The organism is Nostoc punctiforme PCC 73102 (assembly GCF_000020025.1).
GTDB classification, from domain to species: Bacteria; Cyanobacteriota; Cyanobacteriia; order Cyanobacteriales; family Nostocaceae; genus Nostoc; species Nostoc punctiforme.
In genome coordinates, this window is record NC_010628.1 from 2,235,512 (window position 1) to 2,258,573 (window position 23,062).

Below are 23,062 nucleotides of genomic sequence, written 5' to 3' on the forward strand. Positions count from 1 at the left end.
CTTATTTATAGTTTTGCATTAAAAAATGAAATTAAAATGAAATTTTTCTCTGCAAAATGATAGAGATATATGTATTCAAAATTATCAAAACAGAATTCATGCGCGACTTTCTCAGAATGAGCGCATAAATTCTGTACGAAGCCGCAGGTAAATAAACAGTGAAATACCAGGGTGTTGACTTTGTAATAAATTAGACTGCAAATATTAATTTGACATCTCTAAAAATTAAAATTGCCTGCTTCTAAAAATTAACCTTTAAGCTGATACTACAGTCAATTAACCCTGTTAAATTCACGTTTACTTAATGGGTTTGGGCGTTTTTCCTGTAGGGTTATCTCTCGGTGTAGCAGGTGAATCTGGTGTCCCCAAATTAGACACCCAATCGTTTGCTCCTAAACCGAAGTGTCCTGTCTCAAACCACTTAGACTTGAGCAGCGACCACCAATCATTTGTCAACCCTTGTAGTACATAGTCAATATCTCTACAAAGGTTATAGATAAGGCATATTTAATTCCTAGATATATCTAATAGCAACTCTTCTGTTTGTAAAAGCTAGATAGATGAAGTAGCTGTAGCGATCGTGTATGAAGATTAAATGACTCTTAAATGGTGTAGGATGGTACTCTTACATCTTGCTTGAAGGTGATATCTTCCTGAGAACAGCTTTGTTGTTATCAGTTAGATTAATGAGTCGAATTAATGGATTTGTAGGGCGACGTGACTTCTTAAAATTTGCCAGTGTGATAGGTATTGCGGCTACTGCTTTTGGTGATAGCTTTTGGAATACAGAGCAAACTGCTATTGCTGATATTCACCGAGTTAGCCCTAATCCAGTGAATCCTAATGAAGCTATCAAACGCTTACTAGATGGTAATCAAAGATTTATCAATCAAAAACGCAAATATCCCGATCAATCATTAGAACATCTGCGATTAGTTGCTAAAGCTCAATATCCCTTTGCCGCCATATTGGGCTGTGCAGATTCTAGAGTCCCGGCGGAAATTGTTTTCGATCAAGGACTTGGAGATTTATTTGTCGTGCGAGTTGCTGGTAATGTGGTCAGTGACACAGTTATAGGTAGTCTAGAATACTCTACAACAGTATTGGGCTCGCAGCTGATTGTGGTTTTAGGTCATAAAAGATGCGGTGCAGTTGCAGAAGCAATCAAAAACGAACCACTTCCTGGAAGAATTGGTTTGATTATTGAGGGCATCAAACCATCTGTTGAAATGGTAAAGTTAAGGACAGGTGATAATATGCAAGATGCAGTTATTGCCAACATTCAATATCAGACTGAAAAATTGCAGGAAAGCTCAACAATTTTAGCCAAATTGCTCAGTGAAGGTAAACTAAAAATTGTTGGTGCTTGTTACGACATTGACACTGGTAAAGTCAACATAATTACTTGAATACATAATACCTTTAAGGCGTACTATTCTGAGCTTAATAATGTTAAAAAAATATTATTATTGATAACTTTGTAGCTTAATCAAATTTATTGTTCAATTTAGAGTAGTTTAGGTATCAAAAGTATATATTCCTCTAAATCTACCGATAATTTAGGGGACTTTTACTTCGATTTCCTACCCTTAAAAGCTCCAGTGCAATACTTTTCGGTTAAACCCAATAATCTCTCTTTTGGTCTGGGGAAAGCTTACTGGGCTTTGGGGAAAGGGAAATTCAAACCTTTCCCTTTCCCTTTCCCCTTTCCCCCTTAACTGAAAAGTATTGAGATCCGGTGTACACACAAGTCTTTTAAAGTTGTCCCACAAGCTTTTCATTCCCCAAACCCTCGCGATAAAATAGTGGGTAAAAACCTATCAAATTCCTCCGCTAAATTGGAGTATTTAGAAGGAGCTACAACATTTTGGTTTTGTAGAGGGATGTGTGTACACCGTAGCCTCAAAAAGGGGGGTAAAGGAGATAAGCAAGTCCCTAGATCGCAGCCAAAAACTTTTAAAACAACCTCTTAAGCTAGCTCACAAAATCGTTCCAGTTTCTTTCAAATAAACACGTGTAAATGGTTCATCTTCAGCCAAAGTATAATCTTCAATCAACCCTTTGCGACGGATAGAAATATCGTTGCCTTTTCTAATCACCACAGTAGAACCATCAAAGACATCCCGCGCCAGCATCATCTCAGTTTCGGTGGGATTATCCAAAACCACGATATTACTATTCCGGTAAAACATCCCCTCTTCATCTAAGATGTCTTCCGCATATTCGGCAATCAGCAAATCAACTTTGGGATGACGGAGCAAAGTTTGGACGTTACTATTGTAATTTTTGCTTAATACTTTTTTCGAGCGATTCACAAAAACTGCATCACGACAAACAGCGCCAATTGTCCAGTTGGGATGTTGCAAAAGGATATGATCAATTGTTGTTTGCAGTTCTTCAACTGAGATTCTATTAAATGTGATAATCGGTATTCTCGAATCTGTACCCGACTCAAAAAAGGTTTCTAGAATATGAGAAGGTACATCAACACTTTCACCTTCAGAAGGTTTAAGATGCATTAAAACTCCTGGTGCAGCGTTAATTTCCAGGATAGCGAAGTTACTAGATTTCCAAGATTCGGAGAGACTTTTGGTAATGACATCAATACCAAGGCAAGTCAACTGGAAATGTTGGGCAATATCTTGCGCCAAGATAATATTGTCATCATGAACTGTGTGGGTTGCATCGATGCTCATACCTCCGGCTGAAAGATTGGCAACTTTACGCAGGTAAACAGTGCGTCCTTTTTCAATCACACTGTCTAGTGATAAGCGCTGTTCCTCTAAGTAAAGTTCCATCGCTTCATCAATCTGAATTTTACTCATGGGTGAGGTGGGCGTATCTAAACGTGCAGGTTTGCGGTTTTCTAGGCGAATTAATTCTGCAAGCGTTAAGTAGCCATCACCGACAACCGATGCTGGACGGCGTTCTGTGGCGGCGACAAATCTGCCATTGACACACAACATCCGAAAATCCGATCCTGAAATACTTTTCTCAACAATTATCCTAGTTACTTGATCTTCAGGAATCGCTGCTAATGCTCTATTATAAGCAGATTCCAGCTCTTTTGAGTCTTGTACGTCAGCCGTAACGCCAATTCCTTTATGACCTACCACTGGCTTAACTGCCACTGGGTAGCCAATTTCTCTTGCTGCTGCCAAGGCTTCCTTTTCAGAAAAGACGATATCGCCTTCAGGGACTGGGAAACCCAAGGTTTTTAGAAATGCTTTGCAGTCATCTTTACGGGTGGTAAACTCTGAATCTAGATGACTATCACAGTTAAATGTGGTTGCTACTCCTCGGACGTGTTTTTTTCCAAAGCCGTATTGCATTAATCCTTCTTCCCACAAATAAAAGGCGGGAATACCTTTTTCGTAGGCTGTTCGCAATAGGGCGTAAACTGTGGGGCCACCATAGACAGACGCGCGAAATCTATTTTGCAGCCTCACTAGCTGCTCCTCAAAGTTAAAGTCTTCGTCTTGGGTAATGGCTTCAAACCAATCCCAAACAAAATAAACGACCTCTCTAGTTGTGCGTTCATGTAGTGATTGGACGCTAATTCGCACGAAATCTGGATATGGCTTAACACTCCAATGCTTAAGGTGCAAATCCATATCAAGTTTTCCGACTTCGGACACAACTTGGGCAAATAGATAGGCATGGGACTCGTAGCTTTGGCTGCCCAGATTTGGATAGCGATCGCCAATGCTTGCAATATAATCGTCTATGGGCAAAGGCTCTCTAGAGTCCACTAGAGCAAAGTCAAATACTAACGCCCCTGCATCTAAATAGGGGTTGGGGCCAACATAATGCTTGAAGTTGAAAATATCGAATACATCCGTTCTTCTAGCATTAATGCGAACTAAGTCACTGCTTTTTTGTAGAACCATTGATTACGAACCTTTGGCTAAACACCCTGAAATTTCTATGCTGAGTTATCGTTACTCAGACTTGTTGGTTGGAGGCTGATTCAGATTAATTCTTGGAGAGTGATGGCAAAGCCATTGATCTAATCAGAACCTACATTAAACTTATTAGTAAGCATTTTTAACTATCTCAAGGCATATTAAATTTCTTTTCCTCGGCAGAAAAGGCAAAGAATAAAAAATAATAGCCACTTCATCCTTATGAATGGTCAAAGATATAACCTTTGAAAGGTGCAACACGCATTCCAAAATCTGTATAAATAAATATGTGGTATTGAAAAGACAGCAAAGGATGAATAGCACACAAGCTGATCTAAGAGATGAAATTCGAGAACTTGCTGAGGAAGCTTTTCACCAAAAGCTGATCTCTGGTCATGGTGATGGGCCTGACATAAATGAGTATCAAATTGTCTACCAAGGCAAACCCAGGCATCTCCCACTAGAACAAGCACGTTTTTTCTTGACTAACTTGCTTTATAGAAGTCGCATTCATTAGGGCTCACCATTCAGATATCTAATTTCACTCAGCTAGGGTTAATATCAACAATTGCATGATAAATTTTCAATGGCCAATTTAGAAACGCAGTCAATAATGCCTCTAGAAAATCTCTCTAGAGGCAGTTAGTTTTTGGCGTTTTATTTAGTAAAAAAAATTAATTCTGAGGATGGCTATTTTTCTATATCATTTTCCTGAAAAATCTTTTGGTCTAATTGCAAACGCAAATTCTAATACTATCTTTCATCAGGTAATCTACCAGAGGGATGATTTGATAGTTTAATTGTCATGGTTTAGTGAAATTTATTAAGTCACATCAGGGGGCATCATGGTGGAAAGTAATTTCAAACGGCAGTTGGTAATTATTGGGGGAGCCGAAGATAAAGAAGGAGATTCCCAAATTCTGCGAGACTTTGTGCGACGCGCCGGAGGTACGAAGGCGCACATTGTCATTATGACGGCTGCGACAGAATTACCAAGAGAAGTGGGAGAAAATTATATTAGAGTTTTTGAGCGGTTGGGAGCCGAGAATGTTCGCATAATTGATACAGAAACCCGCGAAGATGCATCTTCATCTACCGCGTTAGAAGCAATTCATAAAGCAACTGGGGTATTTTTTACTGGTGGAGATCAAGCTCGTATCACCAATATCCTTAAGGATACCGAAATTGATGCGGCCATTCATAAACGGTTCGCGGAAGGTGCAGTGGTCGCCGGTACAAGTGCGGGCGCTGCTGTGATGCCAGATAAAATGATAGTTGAAGGTGATTCTCAAACGCATCCTCGAATTGAAACAGTTGAAATGGGTCCTGGTCTAGGCTTTTTACCAGGGGTGGTAATTGACCAGCATTTTTCCCAGCGTGGACGTTTGGGACGCTTAATTTCAGCTTTAATACTAGAACCTGCTGTTTTAGGATTCGGTATTGACGAGAATACCGCTATGGTAGTTACTGATAACCAAATTGAAGTGATTGGTGAAGGTGCGGTGACAATTGTTGATGAATCAGAAGCTACATACAACAATATGGGCGAAATTTTGAAGGATGAGTCTTTGGCAATTTGCGGAGCAAAGCTTCATATTTTACCACATGGATTCAAATTTGACTTGAAAACCCGCCAACCTATCCTAAATAATAGCTCTGTGGCTAATGTCTCTGTACCTGTTGGTTGAATCAACACCTAATTTTTTACAGGTGCGTTTAACTTGAATAAATAATTAATAATTGTAGATTATTAGCATTTATCTCTTGAATATCCTCTCAAGTACTCTCAGAAATAGGGGACACAGCCCCCCTTTATTCAGGAGGAAAGGGGGGATTAATTTTTAATATTCCTTATCTTAACTTCAGTAAACTGTTACGAATAAGTAATATCAACTCTCCATGATGATGCACTTATAAGTAAGTGGGCGTAAATAATTGTCGTTGGGATAAGGCAATAGGCAACAGGCAATAGGTATAAGGGTTTTATCTAGTTTGATTTTATTGTGCCAACTTACTTAAACGAACCATAAAATCTAGGTAGTACATAAAGAAAAAGATCGGTAAATGAATTAATTATGAAGTCAAAATTTACAGAGAATTGGTAAATGTAGGTAATAATTAATTCAAACTATACGTCGAATAGCCGATCAACTTTTATGACAATCTACTTTTATAGCACTCGTGAAGAATATGGCTGTTTCTCTAACTTTTCGCCCCACGGCTTTCAATTAGATGGAATGTATTGGTCAACCAGCGAACACTACTTTCAAGCGCAAAAGTTTGTGGATACACCTCATGTAGAACTAATCCGCCAAGTTAAAACACCTAAAGATGCGGCAAGAATGGGGCGTGAGAGAACCCGTCCACTACGTCAAGATTGGGAACAAGTTAAAGACGATATCATGCGGCAAGCTGTGCTGTGCAAATTTCAAACTCATACTGATATTAGGAATATCCTACTTTCCACAGGCAATGCAGAAATTGTTGAAAACTCGCCCATCGATTTTTACTGGGGTTGCGGAGCCGATGGTAGCGGTAAAAATATCCTAGGAAAAATTTTAATGGAGGTGCGAGAGAGCCTGAACTATAAATACAGCGCAGATGTTGATCGTAGAAGTGTTAAATGATACGCTAAACCAACCTGATGAAAGATACCTTCTGGTTTTGGGAACACTATATTTACCACCAGACTTCAAAGGAAGGGGTTGATGCCTAAAGGCGAATGGAATAATAGCTCGAAAAATATAATTCCCCTACAATTACCCATAACATACTTAAAACCAGTGAAGCGTAATACAATTACTCATGAATTTGACTCTGGTTCACATGCAGAAATACTACCTCCACAGGAAAATGATGACAATTTATCGGAAGCATCCAAGCTACTACGGCAAGGAATTCAACAGCAGCAAGCTGGTGAATTAATTGCGGCGCTGAAGTCTTTACAACAAGCTTTGGGGCTATTTCAGGCAGTTGGGGATTTGCAAAAACAGGCACAGGCGCTTTCTTTTTTAGGATTGGTAACTTATAGCGCTGGAGACTATAAAGGCGCGATATCTTACTCGGAGGAGTGTTTGTCTTTGCTCAATAACACCTCAAATTTAGCATTGCAAATGCAAGCACTTTCCCATTTAGGAAATTCATACCGTCATTTGAATGACCACAACAAGGCTATTGAGTTTCTAGAAAAGTGTTTGAAAATAACGCAACAGCTGCAAGACAAACGGAGTCAAGTTGCAGCATTGAATAATTTGGGATTGGTATATAAATCTTTGAGTAACTTTACACAGGCTATTGAGTATCAGCAGCAAAGCCTAGAGATTGTGCGAGAACTCAAAGATAACTGGGGCGAAGAACAGGTACTCAAAAATTTGGGTAATGCTTGGTATGCTTTGAATAATTATTCAAAAGCGATCGCATATTATGAGCAGTGTGTAGTACTAGCACGCTCTTTAAAAAATGTTCGCAGTGCTTCTCAAGTACTAAAAAATCTAGGTAATGCTTGTTATGCTTTAGGTGATTATGCTAAAGCTATTAAGTATTATGAAGATCGGTTGCTATTAGCTAGAGAAATTCAGGACAAACGTAGCGAGGAACAATCTTTAGGTAGTTTAGGAGTTGCTTGTGAAGCTCTGGGTGACTATAACAAAGCAATTACATATTATGAACAACGTTTGCTCTTAGCTAGGAATATCAAAGACCGTCGTAGTGAAGAAGAAGCTCTCGATCGTTTGAGAGTCGCTTGCTACGCCTTGGGTGATTATGTCAAAGCTATGCAATACCAGCAAGGAACATCTTCAAATAGTTAAAAAGCAAAAGAAGGAAACAATTCAAAATTACTCGGATAGATCCATTGGTCCCATTGTATTTTGTTGCTGGAGATATCTGAGAACTTCTGATGTCTCAACTTGGGGAAATTGTGCGTAAAAATTACTCACACTCCAGAAGGGTTCTGGTGTTTCCAAGACGATTGTGCGATCGCCCCACTGTTCTAACCAAGGTAGCAATCTTTGTGGTGCGATGGGAGTACATAGCCAAACTGCTGCTGGAGAAAGTGCTTTGATAGCAGTAGCGGCAACTGCTATTGTCATACCTGTAGCAACGCCATCATCAACTAAAATAGCCGTAGCATTCTCGGCATTCACCTGCGGACAAGCAGTAATTAATTGAGCCTCAAGAGACTTAGCTTGGATAATAGCTTTATTTAAAGCCACTTCCCGCAGATTTGTATCATCTTTGAACCGAAATAGCTTTTGATCGGTCCAAAGAACATTTCCGTAAGTAGTCACTGCACCAATTGCTAACTCTGGGTTTTCTGGATGGCTAATCTTTTTTGCTACAACGATTGTCAACGGACAATCCAATAGATGTGCTATTGGTGCTGCTACTGGTACACCCCCTCTTGGCAAAGCATAAACAATTGGTACAGGTTTTATCCCAGAAGCAATAGTTTGCTGAGTCAAAACATCCTGAATCACTCGCGCTAATAACTCACCCGCATGGGTGCGATCGGCAAAAAGCGGGGTCTGTGACATGGGTTCCCCCCAGCATCTTAGGACAGCACTGCTTTTATCATGACTGAATTTTGTCTCAAATTAACTGATACAATAAGATTTTGTATAAATAATTAAGTATTCAGCAAAAGTCTATTTATTCTGATAAATCTCCAACCAGAGCAGTATTTAACTCAGATAAAACAGCTGGCGCTGATATCAAAATCCTAATTTTCATGAGCAGCGAAACTCAACTCAGCCTCTTCGACGACGACTCAACCTTTAACCAACGAGAACTAATTCCCACAGACGCTAAAATTGCGATCGCTCCCGGAACTTATTCCACCATAACGGAGTTGGCACAGCATTGCGATCGCTGCCACCGTTGTCCATTGGGAGACACTCGGACTCATGCTGTCGTCGGACGCGGTAATCTCAAAGCCCCAATTATGGTTATTGGGGAAGCGCCTGGTCAAAATGAAGACGAAACTGGTTTGCCATTTGTAGGTAGATCGGGGCAATTGCTGGAGAAAATTCTGGCATCAGTGAATCTAACTACCGAGCATGATGTATATATAGCTAATATAAATAAATGTCGCCCACCAGATAATAGAGTTCCTACTCCAACAGAAGTGGCGGCTTGTCTACCCTACTTACTAGAACAAATTCGCCTAGTTGACCCTAAAATAATCTTGTTAACAGGTGCAACTGCTGTCAAAGGCATCACTGGAGATAAGCGAGGAATTACGAAAATTCGCGGACAGTGGCTGGAGTGGGAAGGGCGTTTATGTATGCCGATTTTTCATCCTTCCTACTTACTGCGTAATCCTTCTAAAGAAAGAGGTGCGCCCAAATGGTTGATGTGGCAGGATATCCAGGCAGTACGGGCCAAGTTAGACGAATTCCAAAATAACAATTAATTTGGTAGACTTACCCAAAATATCCCATTTCACTAATTGCGATCGCCTGTTTTAATTGAAGTGGAAGCGATCGCATCTGACAGCAAGAAAAGTAGGAGTGAGGTTCTAAGAACAACTCGTAAGCGCAGCACCACATTGATCTTCCTTTGTCAACCAACCTTTAACACCTTGATATTCAACCTGCGCCCAATCTCCCTGACAGCCTAACAATTTGACAGCAGTATTCGCAGGAATTATTCTCACTTTTTGGCTTTCTTGACTATTACTAGCATATAAATCTACCCCATTAGTACCGTAGCCCTGCGTTGTTAAACCTAACTTTGGCACAAATACCCATCCAGTTCCTTGAAAACCATTACTAGCATTATTAATCTGTACCCAATCTCCAGTAGCACCAATAACTTGAACTGTTTCGTTGATGGGTATTTGCCCTAATATTGTGTTATATGTACTTGCACCACTCCGCACATTTAAACCTTGTGGATCTGTATCGGTCACGTAGGCAATAATATCGCACTTTTGGGAATTAGTCGATTTCGCTAAAGCTATTTGATAACCTATACCTGTATTTAGCATCACGCTAATACAACTAAATACCAATCCTGTTATTAACTTTGATGGTGCCTTTTTCACTTTTTTTGCCATAATTTGCTCAATTTTTTTGCTTCAGTACCTAAAATTTGAGTTTGATTTCTATCTCATAATCTACCCAAGCAAATTAAAGATAAGTTTATAAAATACTTATCTAAAAAGAATTTCAGTACTATAATAACACTTTTAGTTTTACAAAATTTAGTCCTGCGATGTCTACGACGGGTGGTTCCTGAGCGCAGCCGTACCACTTCCCTACGGGACGCTACGCGAACGTGGAAGCAAGCTACGCGCAGCGTCTCCGACAGGAGAAGGGCTACGCCTACGCTGACAACTGCAACACAAAAACATCATTGAGTATTAAGATGTCAATGGTGTTGTTAACGCCAACAGTAAGTTCCAATTTTGAAAAAGATTCATTAATTTATATGGCTAAAAAGATACATTTCATATCAAATAGCATAGTTAAAGAAATCAATAATTCCGATAATGTGAGTATTTTAGTATTAGACAAAGAAGAAATCATTAGCTTATTTAAGGCTAATGGAATCTTACTTTTTAGAGGGTTTGATGTTGATGTTGATATCTTTAAAGAATTTACCAATCTCTTGAGTATCGATTTTATAAATTATGCTGGTGGTGCATTCAGTAGAAGGGTAATTAATGGGGATCAAACTGTTTTAAGCGTCAATGACTTTAAATCTGAGATTAAATTGCATGGAGAAATGTATTATCAGAAAAATATCCCACTTATGTTGTGGTTTTTCTGTGCTAATCCGCCATTAGAAGATGGTGAAACTACTGTGTGTGATGGCAGACAATTTTTTCATGAAATTAGTAGTTCAACTAAAGAGTTATTCAGACAAAAGAATTTAAAGTTTACTGTTCGGATGTCTAAAGAAGACTGGCAGAAAAAATATAAAACAGATGATGTAAATCAACTAAAAGAGATATGTCGTAATAATAATACACACCTAAAAATATTCGACGATCGATCAATTATGCTTGAATACATTTCTCCAGCAATTATTCCTAGCAGATGCGGAAATTATCAAGTGTTTATTAATAGTCTATTGCCCACAAAGCAGTTAAGTCCAAATATTCTTAAGTTTGAAGATGATTCAGATATTCCTGAAGAGGTTGTCTCTGAACTGAATGAGATTGCTGAAAAAATTACCACGGAAATCTCGTGGCGTAAAGGAGATATTTTAATGATTGACAATACAAGGATACTTCATGGGAGAAGGTCTTTTGCTGACGATCAAAGAGATATTTATATCAGGCTATGTTCTCCAGCTTTTTCATTTTGATATTTTTAGGACTTACGCAAGAGTTACGGAATAAGGAACCACAGAGGCGCAGAGGGCACGGAGAAATAAGAGTTTGAGAGACATTTTACGTAAGTCCTAATTTTATTACAGCAGATATCAAGGTACAGCATTGTTCTCCTCTGACTGCATGATTTATAGGTTATTAGTGTAGATAATTGGTATTTCAAGACGCGATGAACCGCGTCTCTACATTAGGGTTTTCTTGCTCTATCTAAACTGTATTGATCTATAACAGGTTACTTCATATCATAGCCAAACAAATTCGGGTCTACTTCTCCTAACTGCAACTCTGCCAAACCATATTCCGCCCATCGTCTCTCTACCATTGCCGCCACATCTGGATCAGATTCCAAAGGCGAACCCCATTCATGGTCTGTTTCCGGCGGAATCTTTGTAGTCGCATCAATTCCCATCCGTCCACCTAAGCCAATTTTTTCACTGGCAAAATCCAAGGTATCAAAAGGTGTATTTGGCAAAATAAACACATCTCGCACTGGGTCAACTTTGGAACTAATCGCCCACACCACTTGACGCGGATCGCGAATATTTATGTCTTTATCCACAACAATTACAAATTTGGTGTAAGTAAATTGTGGTAAAGCACTCCAAAACGCTAAAGCCGCCCGTCGTGCTTGTCCGGGATATGCTTTATCTATGGAAATAATCGCTGCTTTATAACTTAAAGCTTCCATTGGGAGGAAGAAATCGACAATTTCAGATACTTGTTGGCGCAGTATGGGCGTATAAATGCGATTTAGTGCGATCGCCATCATCGCTTCTTCTTTAGGTGGACGACCGCTAAATGTTGTTAAGTAAATCGGATTTTTCCGGTGCGTCATACACTCAAAGCGAATCAAAGGCGAATCCTCAACGCCGCCGTAATAACCCATGTGGTCGCCAAAAGGTCCATCTGGTAACACTTCTCCTGGTGTAATCGTTCCTTCCAAGACAAATTCTGAATCGGCGGGAACTTCCAAATCTACAGTTTTACACTTCGCCAACTGCACACCAGAACCGCCGTATAGTCCAGCAAATAGCCATTCTGATAAATCTACAGGGATGGGTGTGGCAGCTGCCATAATAATTAGAGGATCTACACCAAGTGCGATCGCTACTTCTAATTTTTTCCCACGTTCGGCTGCTTTTCGCAAATGCCTCGCCCCACCCCGCACCGATAACCAGTGAACCGTCATCGTATTTTTAGATTGTAGTTGCAAGCGATACACACCTACATTTGGTGTACCCGTCTCACAATCTTTGGTAATTACCAGTCCCAGCGTGATAATCTTGCCAGCATCACCAACATAAGGACGTATCAAAGGTAACTTATTTAAATCTAAATCATTACCTTGAAGCACAACTTGCTGACAAGCGGGGAAAAAATCTCGTCCTGGTTTCGCCTTCACCACATCAAACAATACTTTCCCAAAATCTATCGCCTGGGAAATCTTCTTCGGTGGTTTTGGCTGTTGCAGCATACTTAATTTTTTCCCCAGGGTTTCCAACTCCTCTGGATGCTGCATATTCATCGCCCAGCAAATCCTTTCCACAGTTCCCATCAAATTCACCGCCACAGGGAAGGAAGCGCCTTTGACGTTTTCAAACAACAACCCTGGGCCACCTTTTTGCAGCATCCGGTTGGAAATTTCAGCAATTTCTAATTCCGGGTCAACTAAAGCTGAAATACGCCGTAATTGTCCCTTTTCTTCCAGAATTTTAATGAATCCCCGCAAGTCTCTCGCCATTGTTCTAATAAAGCTGATTATTTAAGAAGTGTGAAGCGCTTTCTTATATTATGGGGTATTAGGGATTGGGCACGAGGCACTTGTACTGAGTTTCGACTGCGCTCAACTACCGCGAAGCCGTAAGCCTGCGGCATAGTACGCTTAGGGCGCAGCCTCTCCAAGAGTTGTATTGGCATTGGGAAAGGACAAGGAAGAATGCGTTCAATAATTTTTCCTTGTTTCCTTGTCCCTCACTCCGTCATCTACCCATTTGAAAAATTGTTGGTTTTAATTGGAAATTAACCTATTTAGTCAGTTTTCTTAACTGTCTTTTCCAAAGTATTTAGTTATTGTATCTAGGGATACGCATTTATTTTTTATAAATAAGCGCTAACCTAATCAAACATGGCCAGAACATACTATACCTTCCTGGCAGGCGGTTTTGTTATATGACCCCTGCTAGGTTTATTTATTACAAGCTTGTACTGTGTCTTATTTTTGGATTTTTCTGAATTTTTGTGAGTTTGCGTTAGTGTAGTCCAACCCAAGCATCGCCAAAAGCATAAATTTTTGATCCTGACAAGGGGACTTTTAAAACATCCTCTGAAAGTATGGGTATCTAAAACATAGTTGAAAATTGCTATTTATCCAAATTCAAAAATTTTCTAGAATTTTAAAATATCTAATGATTCTTCTATTTCCAAATCTAATATTCTTTCTTGTGTATCTTTGAGTGCTTCTAGCTTACCTTCTTTACGATAGATGTCTGCTGCTTTATGAAAATCTTCAATCGCTCCCTGTTTATCGGCTATTTCTAAACGAATATTGCCACGATTGTAATAAGCATCGGCATAATTATAATTAATTTGTATTGCTTGAGTATAATCTTCAATCGCTCTCTCAAAATCTCCTAAGTCAGAATGAGCATTATCACGGTTATAATAGGCATCGGCATAATTAGGATTAATCTGTATTGCCTGTGTATAATCTTCAATTGCTCCTTCAAAATCTCCTAAATCAGAACGAGCATTACCACGCTTTTTATAAGCTATGGCATCTTTTGGATTAATCTTGATTGCTTGAGGAAATCCTGGCTGAGAACTTAATAAATAACGAGCAATCCCACGGTTTTTATAAGCATCAGCATAATGGGGATTAATTTTAATTGCCTGGGTATAATCCTCAATTGCTCCTTGATTATCTCCTATATGAGAACGAGCTTCAGCCCGGTTTTTATAAGCTACGGCAACATTAGGATTAATTCTAATAGCCTGAGTGTAATCATTAATTGCTTCTTCTAATCGACCTAGTTGAGACAGAGCTAAACCTCGTTTATTGTAAGACTTAGCATCCTGAATATTCATCTGGATTGCCTGAGAATAATCTGCGATCGCAGCTTCATAATCACCTATTTGATAGTGAGTTAAACCTCGTTTATAATATAAATTAATATCGCTAGATGTAACTTTTAACGCTTTACCATAGTTAACGATCGCATTTGTATATTCTCCTTTTTCAAAATATTCATCCCCCAATTTTGCATAAAGTGTATTTGAATCTTCATTATTATATTCAGGTTGAAAAAAAGATTTTAGTAACTGATTATTGGTTGGCTTAGATAAAATTTCTTGCTTCGGAAAATACTTGTAAATTGATGGTTGTTGTCTAGAAGAATTATTTATAGAAGATTGTAACTGTTCTAGATAGCACCATAAACCTCCGCCATACAACAACTGGTCTATCCCAAAAGAAATTTTACCAGTCTTTAACTTTATCATCCGGGTTGGGAGAAACCCAGCCAAAAAAAGGTGATACTGAGATTGTGCTTCACTTACATCTTCTTGAATCAAAATGCAAACTACGACTGCATTTTTTTCAACTTCTTCAGAACTGATTGACCATCTAACTCTATCAATATTACCGTGACGAGATTTAACCTCGATACCAATAGATGGGTCAGAAGTCAAGGTAAAATCTATATTGCCATCGCCGCCGAATCGCTTTTCATAATCGACTTCGGTAATAAAATCTGCTAAACGTTCCTTGACAACTTCCTCACCCAACTTCCCTTTAAGATAGCTAATAAACACGTCACGGACTGGCGAAACACGCTTATATTTCTCAGCCATCAACCAGCAAAATTCTCGCAGTGCCTTTAATCTCTCTCCAGAGATTATAGTTAATTCACTATATTGACCTTCGGTTTCACAATGAAGCAGACAACCAGATGTTAACCTTTTAATAAAATCAGACTGTAGCGATCGCAGTAGTGTAATCCAGTCCATTTATATTTCTGCGAATCTTTTGATGAGATTATTCTATTAAAATATCCAGTCGCCGTAAACCTTTTAATTAGCTTGGCAGAATTTATATCAGTCGAGGTACGGCCATCTCTGATTATGCCAAAGTTTTGACTGCTATGGGGGGTGTAAGAGTGCGATCGCTGGGAATAATACATGAAATATTAATTAGCTAACCCCAAAGCAAAAAGTTTAGAGTTTCTTCTATGGGGCTTACACAAAACATCGCATGAATTGAGGGTTAGCAAACACATGTCAGTTGATAACCCGCAACTGTGGTTACTTATCAGCCTTACCAGCTTTTTTGATACCTTGCCATCTTTGTCGCAGTCGCTTCAAGTTAGGCGTATGGCCACCATAACGCCAGCCAACATAGGCTTGGCTAATTTCATCTATTACCTCAGCAGTTGCTGGGGCATGATGCTGGTACGATCCTTTGGCATACTCTAAAGGTGTTTGTGCTGGGTGTTTACCTAAACCTTTTTGGGTTGTCCATTGCAGCATTTGTTGATAAAGGCTTTCCATTGCTGGCAATTTCTTTAACCATCGGCGGTTGCGCCACTCTCGCCACTGACCCCAAGCCAGCCAACCGAAGAATGCCGCTGTAGTTGCCAAGATTAAGCCAGTTAATATACCAAACCAACCTTGAGAAAATAAAGCTAAAAACCAAGCGATCGCTCTAATCACCCACCTAAATATTGTCTCAAATACATTATTCAACAAACCTGTCACTGGAGATGGTAGCCATCCAGCAACCCAGTGCCATAACTGGCGCAATACACTAAAAGTTTGAGTATCTTCTACTGATGGAGGTATGAGAGGATGATTGGGAATAGGGTCAAAAGCAAACCAGCCATATTTCGGAAAAAATACTTCCGTCATTACATAAGCGTCAGTATTGCGGACAACATATAGCCCTGTAAATGGATTAAATTCTCCTGGACTAAACCCTGCCACTAACCGCGCTGGGATACCAATGGAACGTAGCATTACCGTGAGAACTGTTGAGAAGTGGTCAGGATAACCACCGTTATATTTGAATAAAAAAGCTTCTACTAAGTCATCTTTTTCTTCCAAATAAGGCAAATCTAAAGGATTTTGCGGAACAGAGTAGCGTTGTTTTAAATATTGAGCTAAGTAGAGAGCTTTTTCATAAGGTGAATCCAACCTTTTAGAAGACTTTGTGACTCTTTCTTGACTGTAGTTAGTGAGAATTTCTTCGGTGCGTTGTCGGACTTTTTCGGCAATTTCGGGAGGAATTTGCAGATAATGCTTCTTAATCTGTTGAGGATAATTAGTAGAAGCTTGACCTAATAAAGTGCGATCGCGGTATGGTACTTCAGAAATGACGGTGTAAGTGAGTCCTTCTGATAATTCCACAGGCGATCGCAATCCATTTTCTGTATCAACCGCAACCATTGGTGTCGGAAAGTAAATCTCTTTAGGATAAGCCATCGCCGGAATTAGGTTAGGCAAGTCCGCCACCACTGTATAAGTTTGTACTATCTCTTGGGTTTTAGCAGTAGTCAGAGGTGGATTCAAGTAAATTTGGTAAGACCAAGGCGATCGCTTGAGAGTTGTAACATCTTCATTACGGGAAACTTCCCATCCCTTACCTGTATAACGGTCAAATCCTAGTACTCGCCAAAAACCCTCAGCTTGCGATCGCACCCGCATCACAACTTTAGGTTTCATCTCACCGCGCAGATTTTGGTTAATTTGGCTATTAAAACCGTAATAAAAGTTATTATCTACCTTACCTGGTTGACCATTTTGGTCTTGTCCCGTACCACTGCCTTGATTATTACCACTACCTTGACGGACATAACCAGGATTGATGATACTACGGCCTGTAAAATTACCTTTTAACTGGATAGCAGAACTTACAGGAAAATTCCGTAACTGATAGCCAGGAAATCGTGGTAAAACAGCAAAAATGGCCAGTCCCAGGCTGACAATTAGTAAAAAAGTCAGAGTTAAAAATTTAAAATTAAGAGAATTCTTCTGGTTGAATTTTTCCTTTTGAGTTTTTAATGGCTGCAAACCCAAGCGTGAGCGATAATCTAGCACTAAAGTTGGCAGAGCGATCGCTAAAAATAACAACAACACAGGTGCAAATGCTAAAGTCTGACTTAACGTTGCCGCCACACCCAATAAAATCAGTCCTATAACAATCGAATAGCCCAAATTTTTCCGGCGGGGTGTATCAAAGCTGTGCAAAACCTGGAGTTGAATTAATAACTCTGCCAAACCCAACCGCGTATCATTTAACTCTCCCACTAACCGCCCAAAGAAACTACCGAGTGCCATTAACATTCCGATAGCGATGCAAAATTTAACTGCAACATTGGCATCGCGGCGACGATAGTAACTCCAAATCGCACCCAATACACTCAGGGGTAACGCCCAAAAACTGAATGAAGTCTCGGCGGCGATATCCGTCGCCCCAATTCCCAAAATAACCAATGCTAGCACCAGCAGCCGCAAGGAAATTGAATCTTCCACTTCTGTCAAAGGCGATCGCTGCAAATTTTGCCGCCAGAAATTACCCACAGGGACACGCCAAAACCGATTCATCCTGGATAAGTTGAGCATTTCGAGTCTAAGTTATAGATGCCACGGAAACAATGTTGAGGACGAAACTATTCGCCCTACTTTAAAGTATTCCCGTTAAAAGAAGCTTTATTATCCTGTCTTCATTCATCTATCGGACTGATATTTGATTTTTGAAAAAACACCGTACAACTCAAAAAGCCTTCTTTCCTATTGCCTATTGCCTTCCCACGCAAGTAAATATGGCTACGCTCCCGTGAGGAATACAAAAATCAAAGCAGATTCCTATATCAAGGTTTAGCGCCTATTTTTACAAAATAAAAAGGTTGAAAACAGAGTTTTCAACCTTTGCTTCCCTTCTCCTGTCGTCGGGTTTCATTGCGCCAAGAGTGAACATAATTTTGTATAAAAAAACAGCACAATCGAATAAATTCGTTGTGAAAAATTGGTTGCTTGGTAAAATAGAGGCGAAATCAGCACGACAAACTAGCTCGTTCCCCAGGCTTTGCTAGTAACCGAGTGGACTGACGAGTATCCACGAACAATCAATTTATGGGATGGAGGGTGAGTCTACACCCACTGATTAACTCTAACCACACTTACGTATAAGTAAGCACCCTGTTGCTAGTAGTATCTAGAGACTGAAAAATCCCCAAGGTAACAGCGAGGGAATAGTTACCTTAAGATATGCGGCATTACGTACTACCCATGGCAATTAAGATTACACAGTGGGATTAATGACAAACAAAAGCGGCTGTTGGTCTATTTCTGGAAACTCAACTTCCAGAGTATAAGTTGGGTTAAGTTGCTCACAACCTAACTCTACACTTAAGTATCCCGAAGTCGAAGATGTTGCCATTGCTAAGGTACCACTTCCACGAAGTATCAAAGTTCCTTTAACAGGTAACTCAGCCTGAACAAGCAACTTCGTAAGTTTACCTACAGACTGATACTCTACTCTGATGTTCAAATTACCGACAGTGGTTAGCCATTCTCTTTCTACCACTGGACTGGTTGCTGAAAGTGGTAGAGTCAAATTTTCCAGCAGTTGTTTAGCTGCCAGCAACGACAAAGCCATCTGTTGACGCGTCTGTAAATCTGAGTAATCGCCCTGAATATTGGGCAATGTCTCCAGAGTATTGACAGAGCGATAGGTGCTTCTTAGCACCAATCCAGCTATATCGTTTAGTGCTTGAGACTCGTTGGGAAAAAAGTTCTCCACCACTTGAACTAATTTTGCCCCCAGAGGGACTGAAGATGTCACCAATGCTTGACACTGTTCCAGTAATTGCTGGAAAACTCTCTCCGGCAAGGGGCACGGCAGTTTCAGCTTCGATTGTTGTACCATCCATCCCCAGGTAGGAACGAGCGCTATTGATGGCTCATCAACAAAATCGGGATAGTCGATTAATTGTGTTTCCCAGGGAAACAAAGGTGGGTGGTCTTGGGCTTGGATTTGTAACCGATGTTTAATGACGGCTTGAAAACGATCTTGCACAGTAGGAATTTCTCCCAATTGAAGGGTCTGGGGCGTTCCTCCCAATTTTGGCTCACTGCTTTTTGAAGCAGTGGCTTCATTGAGGAGTTTTTTTACCCCGTCATTTTCCTCAGATTCTACCGATTGCTCGTTATTTTTGACATCATCTGTCAATAACCAACCGAGATACTGGTATTGTGAGGATTCTGAGTCACTATTCATGAGTAGATGCACCTGATCCGGACACTAATGAGTTACGAATTTCCCAAGCTTGCTCAAGAATCTTAAACCACCGTTTTTGAAGTTGTGCCATTGACAGCCCTAAAGTTTTGGCGATTTTTTCATCGGCTTGTCCTTGTTGTTTCAACTCTAATAAAGACCGTTGCTTATTGTCCAGCTGTGCTGTGTATACTTGCCATTGCTGGGGAGTTAAGCCCAAATTGGTGTGCAAAGAAGCTTCCAGCCACTCGTGAACTAATTCCCAACGGTGTAATAAAGCAAACCGAATTAAATGATACTTGAAGCGCTGCTGTAAGTAATCTCTCTGACGAGGGGTTAAACCTAAAATCGACTCTATTTCTTGTGCTGAGAGATCCTGGAGGCGGAGGGAAAAGTAATCAGCACAGTCAGATTGTTGCCGTTGTTCGAGATAATTCATTAATTCTGTAACCACAACCGAACGCAAGGTATCTTCTTCAGGTTCGGGTTCGGCTTGCGTTGCCATTGTGGAGCGCAATTGATGCACTGCTGGTTCTTCCCAAGAACCATCGCCTTCGTTATTGCTACCTTCTGCGGCTTGTTCTATATCTACGCTGGTTTCTGGGGGCTGCTGTTGAGAAAAAGTTTGCGCCCGCAGGATAATTAGCTGCTGCTGACGGCCTGGTAAGGGAATGCGTCGTTTGCCGTAGCGCTCGGTAAATGCCATGTACTCAGACAATTCTAGAAGCGTCTGAGGGCGATAAGTAGCACCAAGTTGATTTTCTCGCCGGAAAGCGTTTAATGCTTCCAGATAAAAACTTTGTAAAAAATCTTCGATTATAGTCAGTCGCCCTTGATAACTCAATTGCTTCTGAGGCGGATTAATATATCGATAAATAATTGCACTCAGAGTACTGTGTAATTCTACCCTGCCCCGATTTGAACCCAACTGATAGTACCTGAGACACTGTTGTAGCCGATGCCGAGCCAGGGTCATCGCCGAGCTTTCTACAGTTCCAGAAGCTTGAATACGTTTGCTCTCATGGCAAATCCGATATACTTCGGTGGTAATACGTGTTGCTACATCATGGCAATTCTGTTCCGAAGCTTTGGTCGATTGTTGAAACTCCTTGGATAGGAGTTGAAAGATCACCTCCACGCCTTTAGAATTTTCTCCCAGAATATTTGCAGATGGAATAGTTGCGGTTGCGGCTGAATTCATAGTCTCAGTTTTCAAAAGACCCTAAGTATTTAAATACAACCTGTACGACTGTGGGTGTTGGCTTTTTTGGTTTTACGTATAAGCTAAACGCAGACCAATCCTACATTCAGGATATGGCTGATTTTATTATTCCCAACTTGGATGGGATTGTTCACACTTTGATAGATGTTATTGCCATTACCCAGGAGCCGTATACAAGTCATTATGGATTTAGAAGCACAAATTCAATTGCTGATTGACAATGCACCCCGCGATGGTATAACACCAAATCTGATTGCAGCAATTGCTCCTGCCCTTAGAGCGATCGCTCAAAAATTACGTCATTCCCAGTACTATATTCTCCAAAATTCGGAGGCAAGCTGGGTTTTAACTACTTTGAGCAATCGTGCTAATCCAGGATTGGAAAAGCGCGTTATTTACGCTTTCCCTACCATACAGGATGTCTCTCTAATTTCCCCTGCTGGGCTTGACCCTCAAATGCTAGCTAAAATTGTTCCTGTCACCCATATTTTGTTCCAATTGGTGGCATTGGAACCCGTAGATAGTATCCTTTTTTTGGAAACGCCGGGTAAGACCACTCATCCCGTTGAAATTCGGCGAACGGATCTAGAGAAACTCATGCAACAAAGGCTGCGGCAGCAGCGATCGCCTAAACCGATACCCCCTGATATTGCATAGAAAAATTTGGGATGTGGGATTTTTTAGATACAATCCCACATCCCAAATTTTAAATTTCAAATTTGTTTGAAAAAATTTTTGATGAAAAGAAATTAATGCCAATTACTAACCTTTTAGTTCTTTAAAGAACCAGGCGATCGGCTTAATCTAAAATTGCTGAACAAACAGTTATCAGTGAACATTTTTCAAAATTTAGCTCATAACTGAGCCAAATTTCCCCACCTAAGAACATTTGATAGGTTTAACTTGGCATCTAAAGCCCTATTTTGTACCTAATAACTGATAACTGAGTTAATAGAGGCGACTCAGTGTGTACTCAGCTATGTTAATCAATGCCTGGTGAGATTCTGAGGGTGGGAGAACTGCAAGATGTTCAATTGCTAACTTAGCATGGTGAGCAGCTAACTCCCGCGCCTTGTGTATGCCTTGACTATCTTGAATTAGTGCTAGTGCTTGCTCTAAATCCCCTTCTTGAGCAAACTCCCGGTCAATTAGCACTTCTAAGGATGGTTTTTCTGCTAATGCAAATAAAACAGGTGCAGTTAGATTACCGCTTTTGAGATCGGACCCCACTGGTTTACCCAAGGTATCTGTTGTACTGGTGAAATCTAGAATGTCGTCAACGATTTGAAATGCTATACCAAAATGACGACCGTAGCTATAAAGATGCTCAACAGTTTCCCGCGAGACTTCACTAAGTAACCCAGCAGCTTTAGAACTGTTGGCGATTAACGAAGCTGTTTTGTAATAACTCTTCTGAAGGTAAGTTTCAATAGAGATACCAGCATCAAAACGATTTAGTCCCTGCTGGATCTCTCCAGTAGCCAGATCCATAATGACTTCTGAGAGGAGTTTCACCACCTCCAAATTGTCCAAGTTTGCTAAATACCAGGACGATTGGGCAAAAAGAAAATCTCCTGCTAATATGGCAATGCGATTACCGAACAAACTATGAACGGTAGGAACGCCTCGCCGCACGTCTGATTCATCTACCACATCGTCATGTACCAAACTTGCTGTGTGAATCATTTCTGTAATCTCAGCTAGGCGGCGATGACGCGGTGTAATATCTTGCTCTAACATTGTTGCCCGCGATATTAGCAGGACAATTGCTGGTCTGATACGCTTTCCCCCAGCTCCGAATAAATGTTCGGCTGCTGCAAACAAAATGGGGTGGCGATTTCCAACTAGCTGTTTTAGGTTATCTGCTAGTAGTCGCAGGTCTGCTTCCACAGGGGTAAACAGGGAGGTGGCTGGGGTCATGGATGGGCGGACTCTGACTTAGGTTACGAAAGTTTACATATCCTACACTCATTTTAAGATAACCCTGTGCCAGCGCAAAGTTTTCATAAGACAATCCCATTTTTATCAGTCTATCGGTGATAAATAAGATTGATAACGTATTTGTCAATAAGCAATTATGCTTAACTTTGGAGAAGTTTGAGTTTTCAATTAACTTAAAACATGACTCCTCAGTACAAGGGAACAAATACCAGCTTTAATTGTGTTAACTAGTTTATCAGTACACGTTTACCGCCACAGATCAAAGCAAAATTCAAGCAATATTACTTATTGACAAATGGGATATAATTTGGATTTAGTTGTCAATGAATAAAACTAAATTTCTGCAGAACTGAAGTGTAGCTATTCAAAAAATTTGAAATTTAGCA

The 23,062-nt window shown here is 40.2% G+C and carries 18 protein-coding genes; 8 read left to right on the top strand and 10 right to left on the bottom strand.

Annotated features, from left to right (window positions below):
- Positions 1–297 precede the first annotated feature (297 nt).
- A complete protein-coding gene (locus tag NPUN_RS41685) occupies positions 298–456 on the bottom strand; it encodes a hypothetical protein (RefSeq protein ID WP_167315594.1) in 159 nt (52 codons plus the stop codon).
- A gap of 230 nt (positions 457–686) precedes the next feature.
- Between NPUN_RS41685 and NPUN_RS09220 the strand changes: the two genes are divergently transcribed.
- Positions 687–1,409 (top strand): carbonic anhydrase, encoded by a 723-nt coding sequence (locus NPUN_RS09220; RefSeq protein WP_012408496.1) that lies wholly within the window; start codon positions 687–689, stop codon positions 1,407–1,409.
- A gap of 570 nt (positions 1,410–1,979) precedes the next feature.
- On the opposite strand, the gene NPUN_RS09225 is transcribed toward NPUN_RS09220, so the two are convergent.
- Positions 1,980–3,890: an acetate--CoA ligase family protein gene (locus tag NPUN_RS09225; RefSeq protein WP_012408497.1), complete on the bottom strand. Its 1,911-nt coding sequence runs from the start codon at positions 3,888–3,890 to the stop codon at positions 1,980–1,982.
- A 328-nt stretch (positions 3,891–4,218) separates the two neighbouring features.
- Between NPUN_RS09225 and NPUN_RS09230 the strand changes: the two genes are divergently transcribed.
- The 4 genes from NPUN_RS09230 to NPUN_RS09245 all read left to right on the top strand — a co-directional run bounded on the left by NPUN_RS09230 (position 4,219) and on the right by NPUN_RS09245 (position 7,714).
- Complete coding sequence (locus NPUN_RS09230; protein ID WP_041565287.1) at positions 4,219–4,422, top strand: hypothetical protein; 204 nt, start codon at positions 4,219–4,221, stop codon at positions 4,420–4,422.
- Positions 4,423–4,750: 328 nt separating this feature from the next.
- A complete protein-coding gene (locus NPUN_RS09235) occupies positions 4,751–5,593 on the top strand; it encodes a cyanophycinase (protein WP_012408499.1) in 843 nt (280 codons plus the stop codon).
- A gap of 468 nt (positions 5,594–6,061) precedes the next feature.
- The gene (locus NPUN_RS09240; RefSeq protein ID WP_012408500.1) at positions 6,062–6,532 is read left to right on the top strand and encodes an NADAR family protein; all 471 of its coding nucleotides are present in this window, start codon (positions 6,062–6,064) and stop codon (positions 6,530–6,532) included.
- Positions 6,533–6,613: 81 nt separating this feature from the next.
- On the top strand, positions 6,614–7,714 hold the full coding sequence (locus NPUN_RS09245) for a tetratricopeptide repeat protein (RefSeq protein WP_012408501.1): 1,101 nt from the start codon (positions 6,614–6,616) through the stop codon (positions 7,712–7,714).
- Positions 7,715–7,741: 27 nt separating this feature from the next.
- On the opposite strand, the gene NPUN_RS09250 is transcribed toward NPUN_RS09245, so the two are convergent.
- Positions 7,742–8,440 carry a phosphoribosyltransferase gene (locus NPUN_RS09250; protein WP_012408502.1) on the bottom strand — a complete coding sequence of 233 codons (699 nt, stop codon included), beginning with the start codon at positions 8,438–8,440 and terminating at the stop codon, positions 7,742–7,744.
- 194 nt (positions 8,441–8,634) lie between these two features.
- Between NPUN_RS09250 and NPUN_RS09255 the strand changes: the two genes are divergently transcribed.
- Positions 8,635–9,318, top strand: a complete 684-nt coding sequence (locus NPUN_RS09255) for a uracil-DNA glycosylase (RefSeq protein WP_012408503.1) — start codon at positions 8,635–8,637, stop codon at positions 9,316–9,318.
- Between the two features lie 105 nt (positions 9,319–9,423).
- Here NPUN_RS09255 and NPUN_RS09260 read toward each other — a convergent pair whose 3' ends face one another.
- Positions 9,424–9,963: an SH3 domain-containing protein gene (locus tag NPUN_RS09260; RefSeq protein ID WP_012408504.1), complete on the bottom strand. Its 540-nt coding sequence runs from the start codon at positions 9,961–9,963 to the stop codon at positions 9,424–9,426.
- Positions 9,964–10,274: 311 nt separating this feature from the next.
- Between NPUN_RS09260 and NPUN_RS09265 the strand changes: the two genes are divergently transcribed.
- The gene (locus NPUN_RS09265) at positions 10,275–11,219 is read left to right on the top strand and encodes a TauD/TfdA family dioxygenase (RefSeq protein ID WP_234711063.1); all 945 of its coding nucleotides are present in this window, start codon (positions 10,275–10,277) and stop codon (positions 11,217–11,219) included.
- 257 nt (positions 11,220–11,476) lie between these two features.
- Here NPUN_RS09265 and NPUN_RS09270 read toward each other — a convergent pair whose 3' ends face one another.
- From NPUN_RS09270 to hetZ, 5 genes are all read right to left on the bottom strand, one after another.
- Positions 11,477–12,985 carry a UbiD family decarboxylase gene (locus NPUN_RS09270; protein WP_012408506.1) on the bottom strand — a complete coding sequence of 503 codons (1,509 nt, stop codon included), beginning with the start codon at positions 12,983–12,985 and terminating at the stop codon, positions 11,477–11,479.
- Between the two features lie 644 nt (positions 12,986–13,629).
- The gene (locus NPUN_RS09275) at positions 13,630–15,249 is read right to left on the bottom strand and encodes a tetratricopeptide repeat protein (protein WP_012408507.1); all 1,620 of its coding nucleotides are present in this window, start codon (positions 15,247–15,249) and stop codon (positions 13,630–13,632) included.
- A 294-nt stretch (positions 15,250–15,543) separates the two neighbouring features.
- Positions 15,544–17,841, bottom strand: a complete 2,298-nt coding sequence (locus NPUN_RS09280) for a transglutaminase TgpA family protein (RefSeq protein ID WP_041565288.1) — start codon at positions 17,839–17,841, stop codon at positions 15,544–15,546.
- Between the two features lie 697 nt (positions 17,842–18,538).
- Entirely contained in the window at positions 18,539–19,516 is a 978-nt protein-coding gene (locus NPUN_RS09285; RefSeq protein WP_012408509.1) for a hypothetical protein, read from the bottom strand.
- Entirely contained in the window at positions 19,509–20,714 is a 1,206-nt protein-coding gene (hetZ, locus tag NPUN_RS09290; RefSeq protein ID WP_012408510.1) for a heterocyst differentiation protein HetZ, read from the bottom strand. Before hetZ ends, NPUN_RS09285 begins: the two co-directional genes overlap by 8 nt.
- 204 nt (positions 20,715–20,918) lie before the next feature.
- Here hetZ and NPUN_RS09295 point away from each other — a divergent pair, with 204 nt between their 5' ends.
- Positions 20,919–21,392 (top strand): hypothetical protein, encoded by a 474-nt coding sequence (locus tag NPUN_RS09295; protein ID WP_041565289.1) that lies wholly within the window; start codon positions 20,919–20,921, stop codon positions 21,390–21,392.
- 291 nt (positions 21,393–21,683) lie between these two features.
- Here the strand turns inward: NPUN_RS09295 and sds are convergent, their stop codons facing one another.
- The gene (gene sds, locus NPUN_RS09300; protein WP_012408512.1) at positions 21,684–22,655 is read right to left on the bottom strand and encodes a solanesyl diphosphate synthase; all 972 of its coding nucleotides are present in this window, start codon (positions 22,653–22,655) and stop codon (positions 21,684–21,686) included.
- Positions 22,656–23,062: the final 407 nt, after the last annotated feature.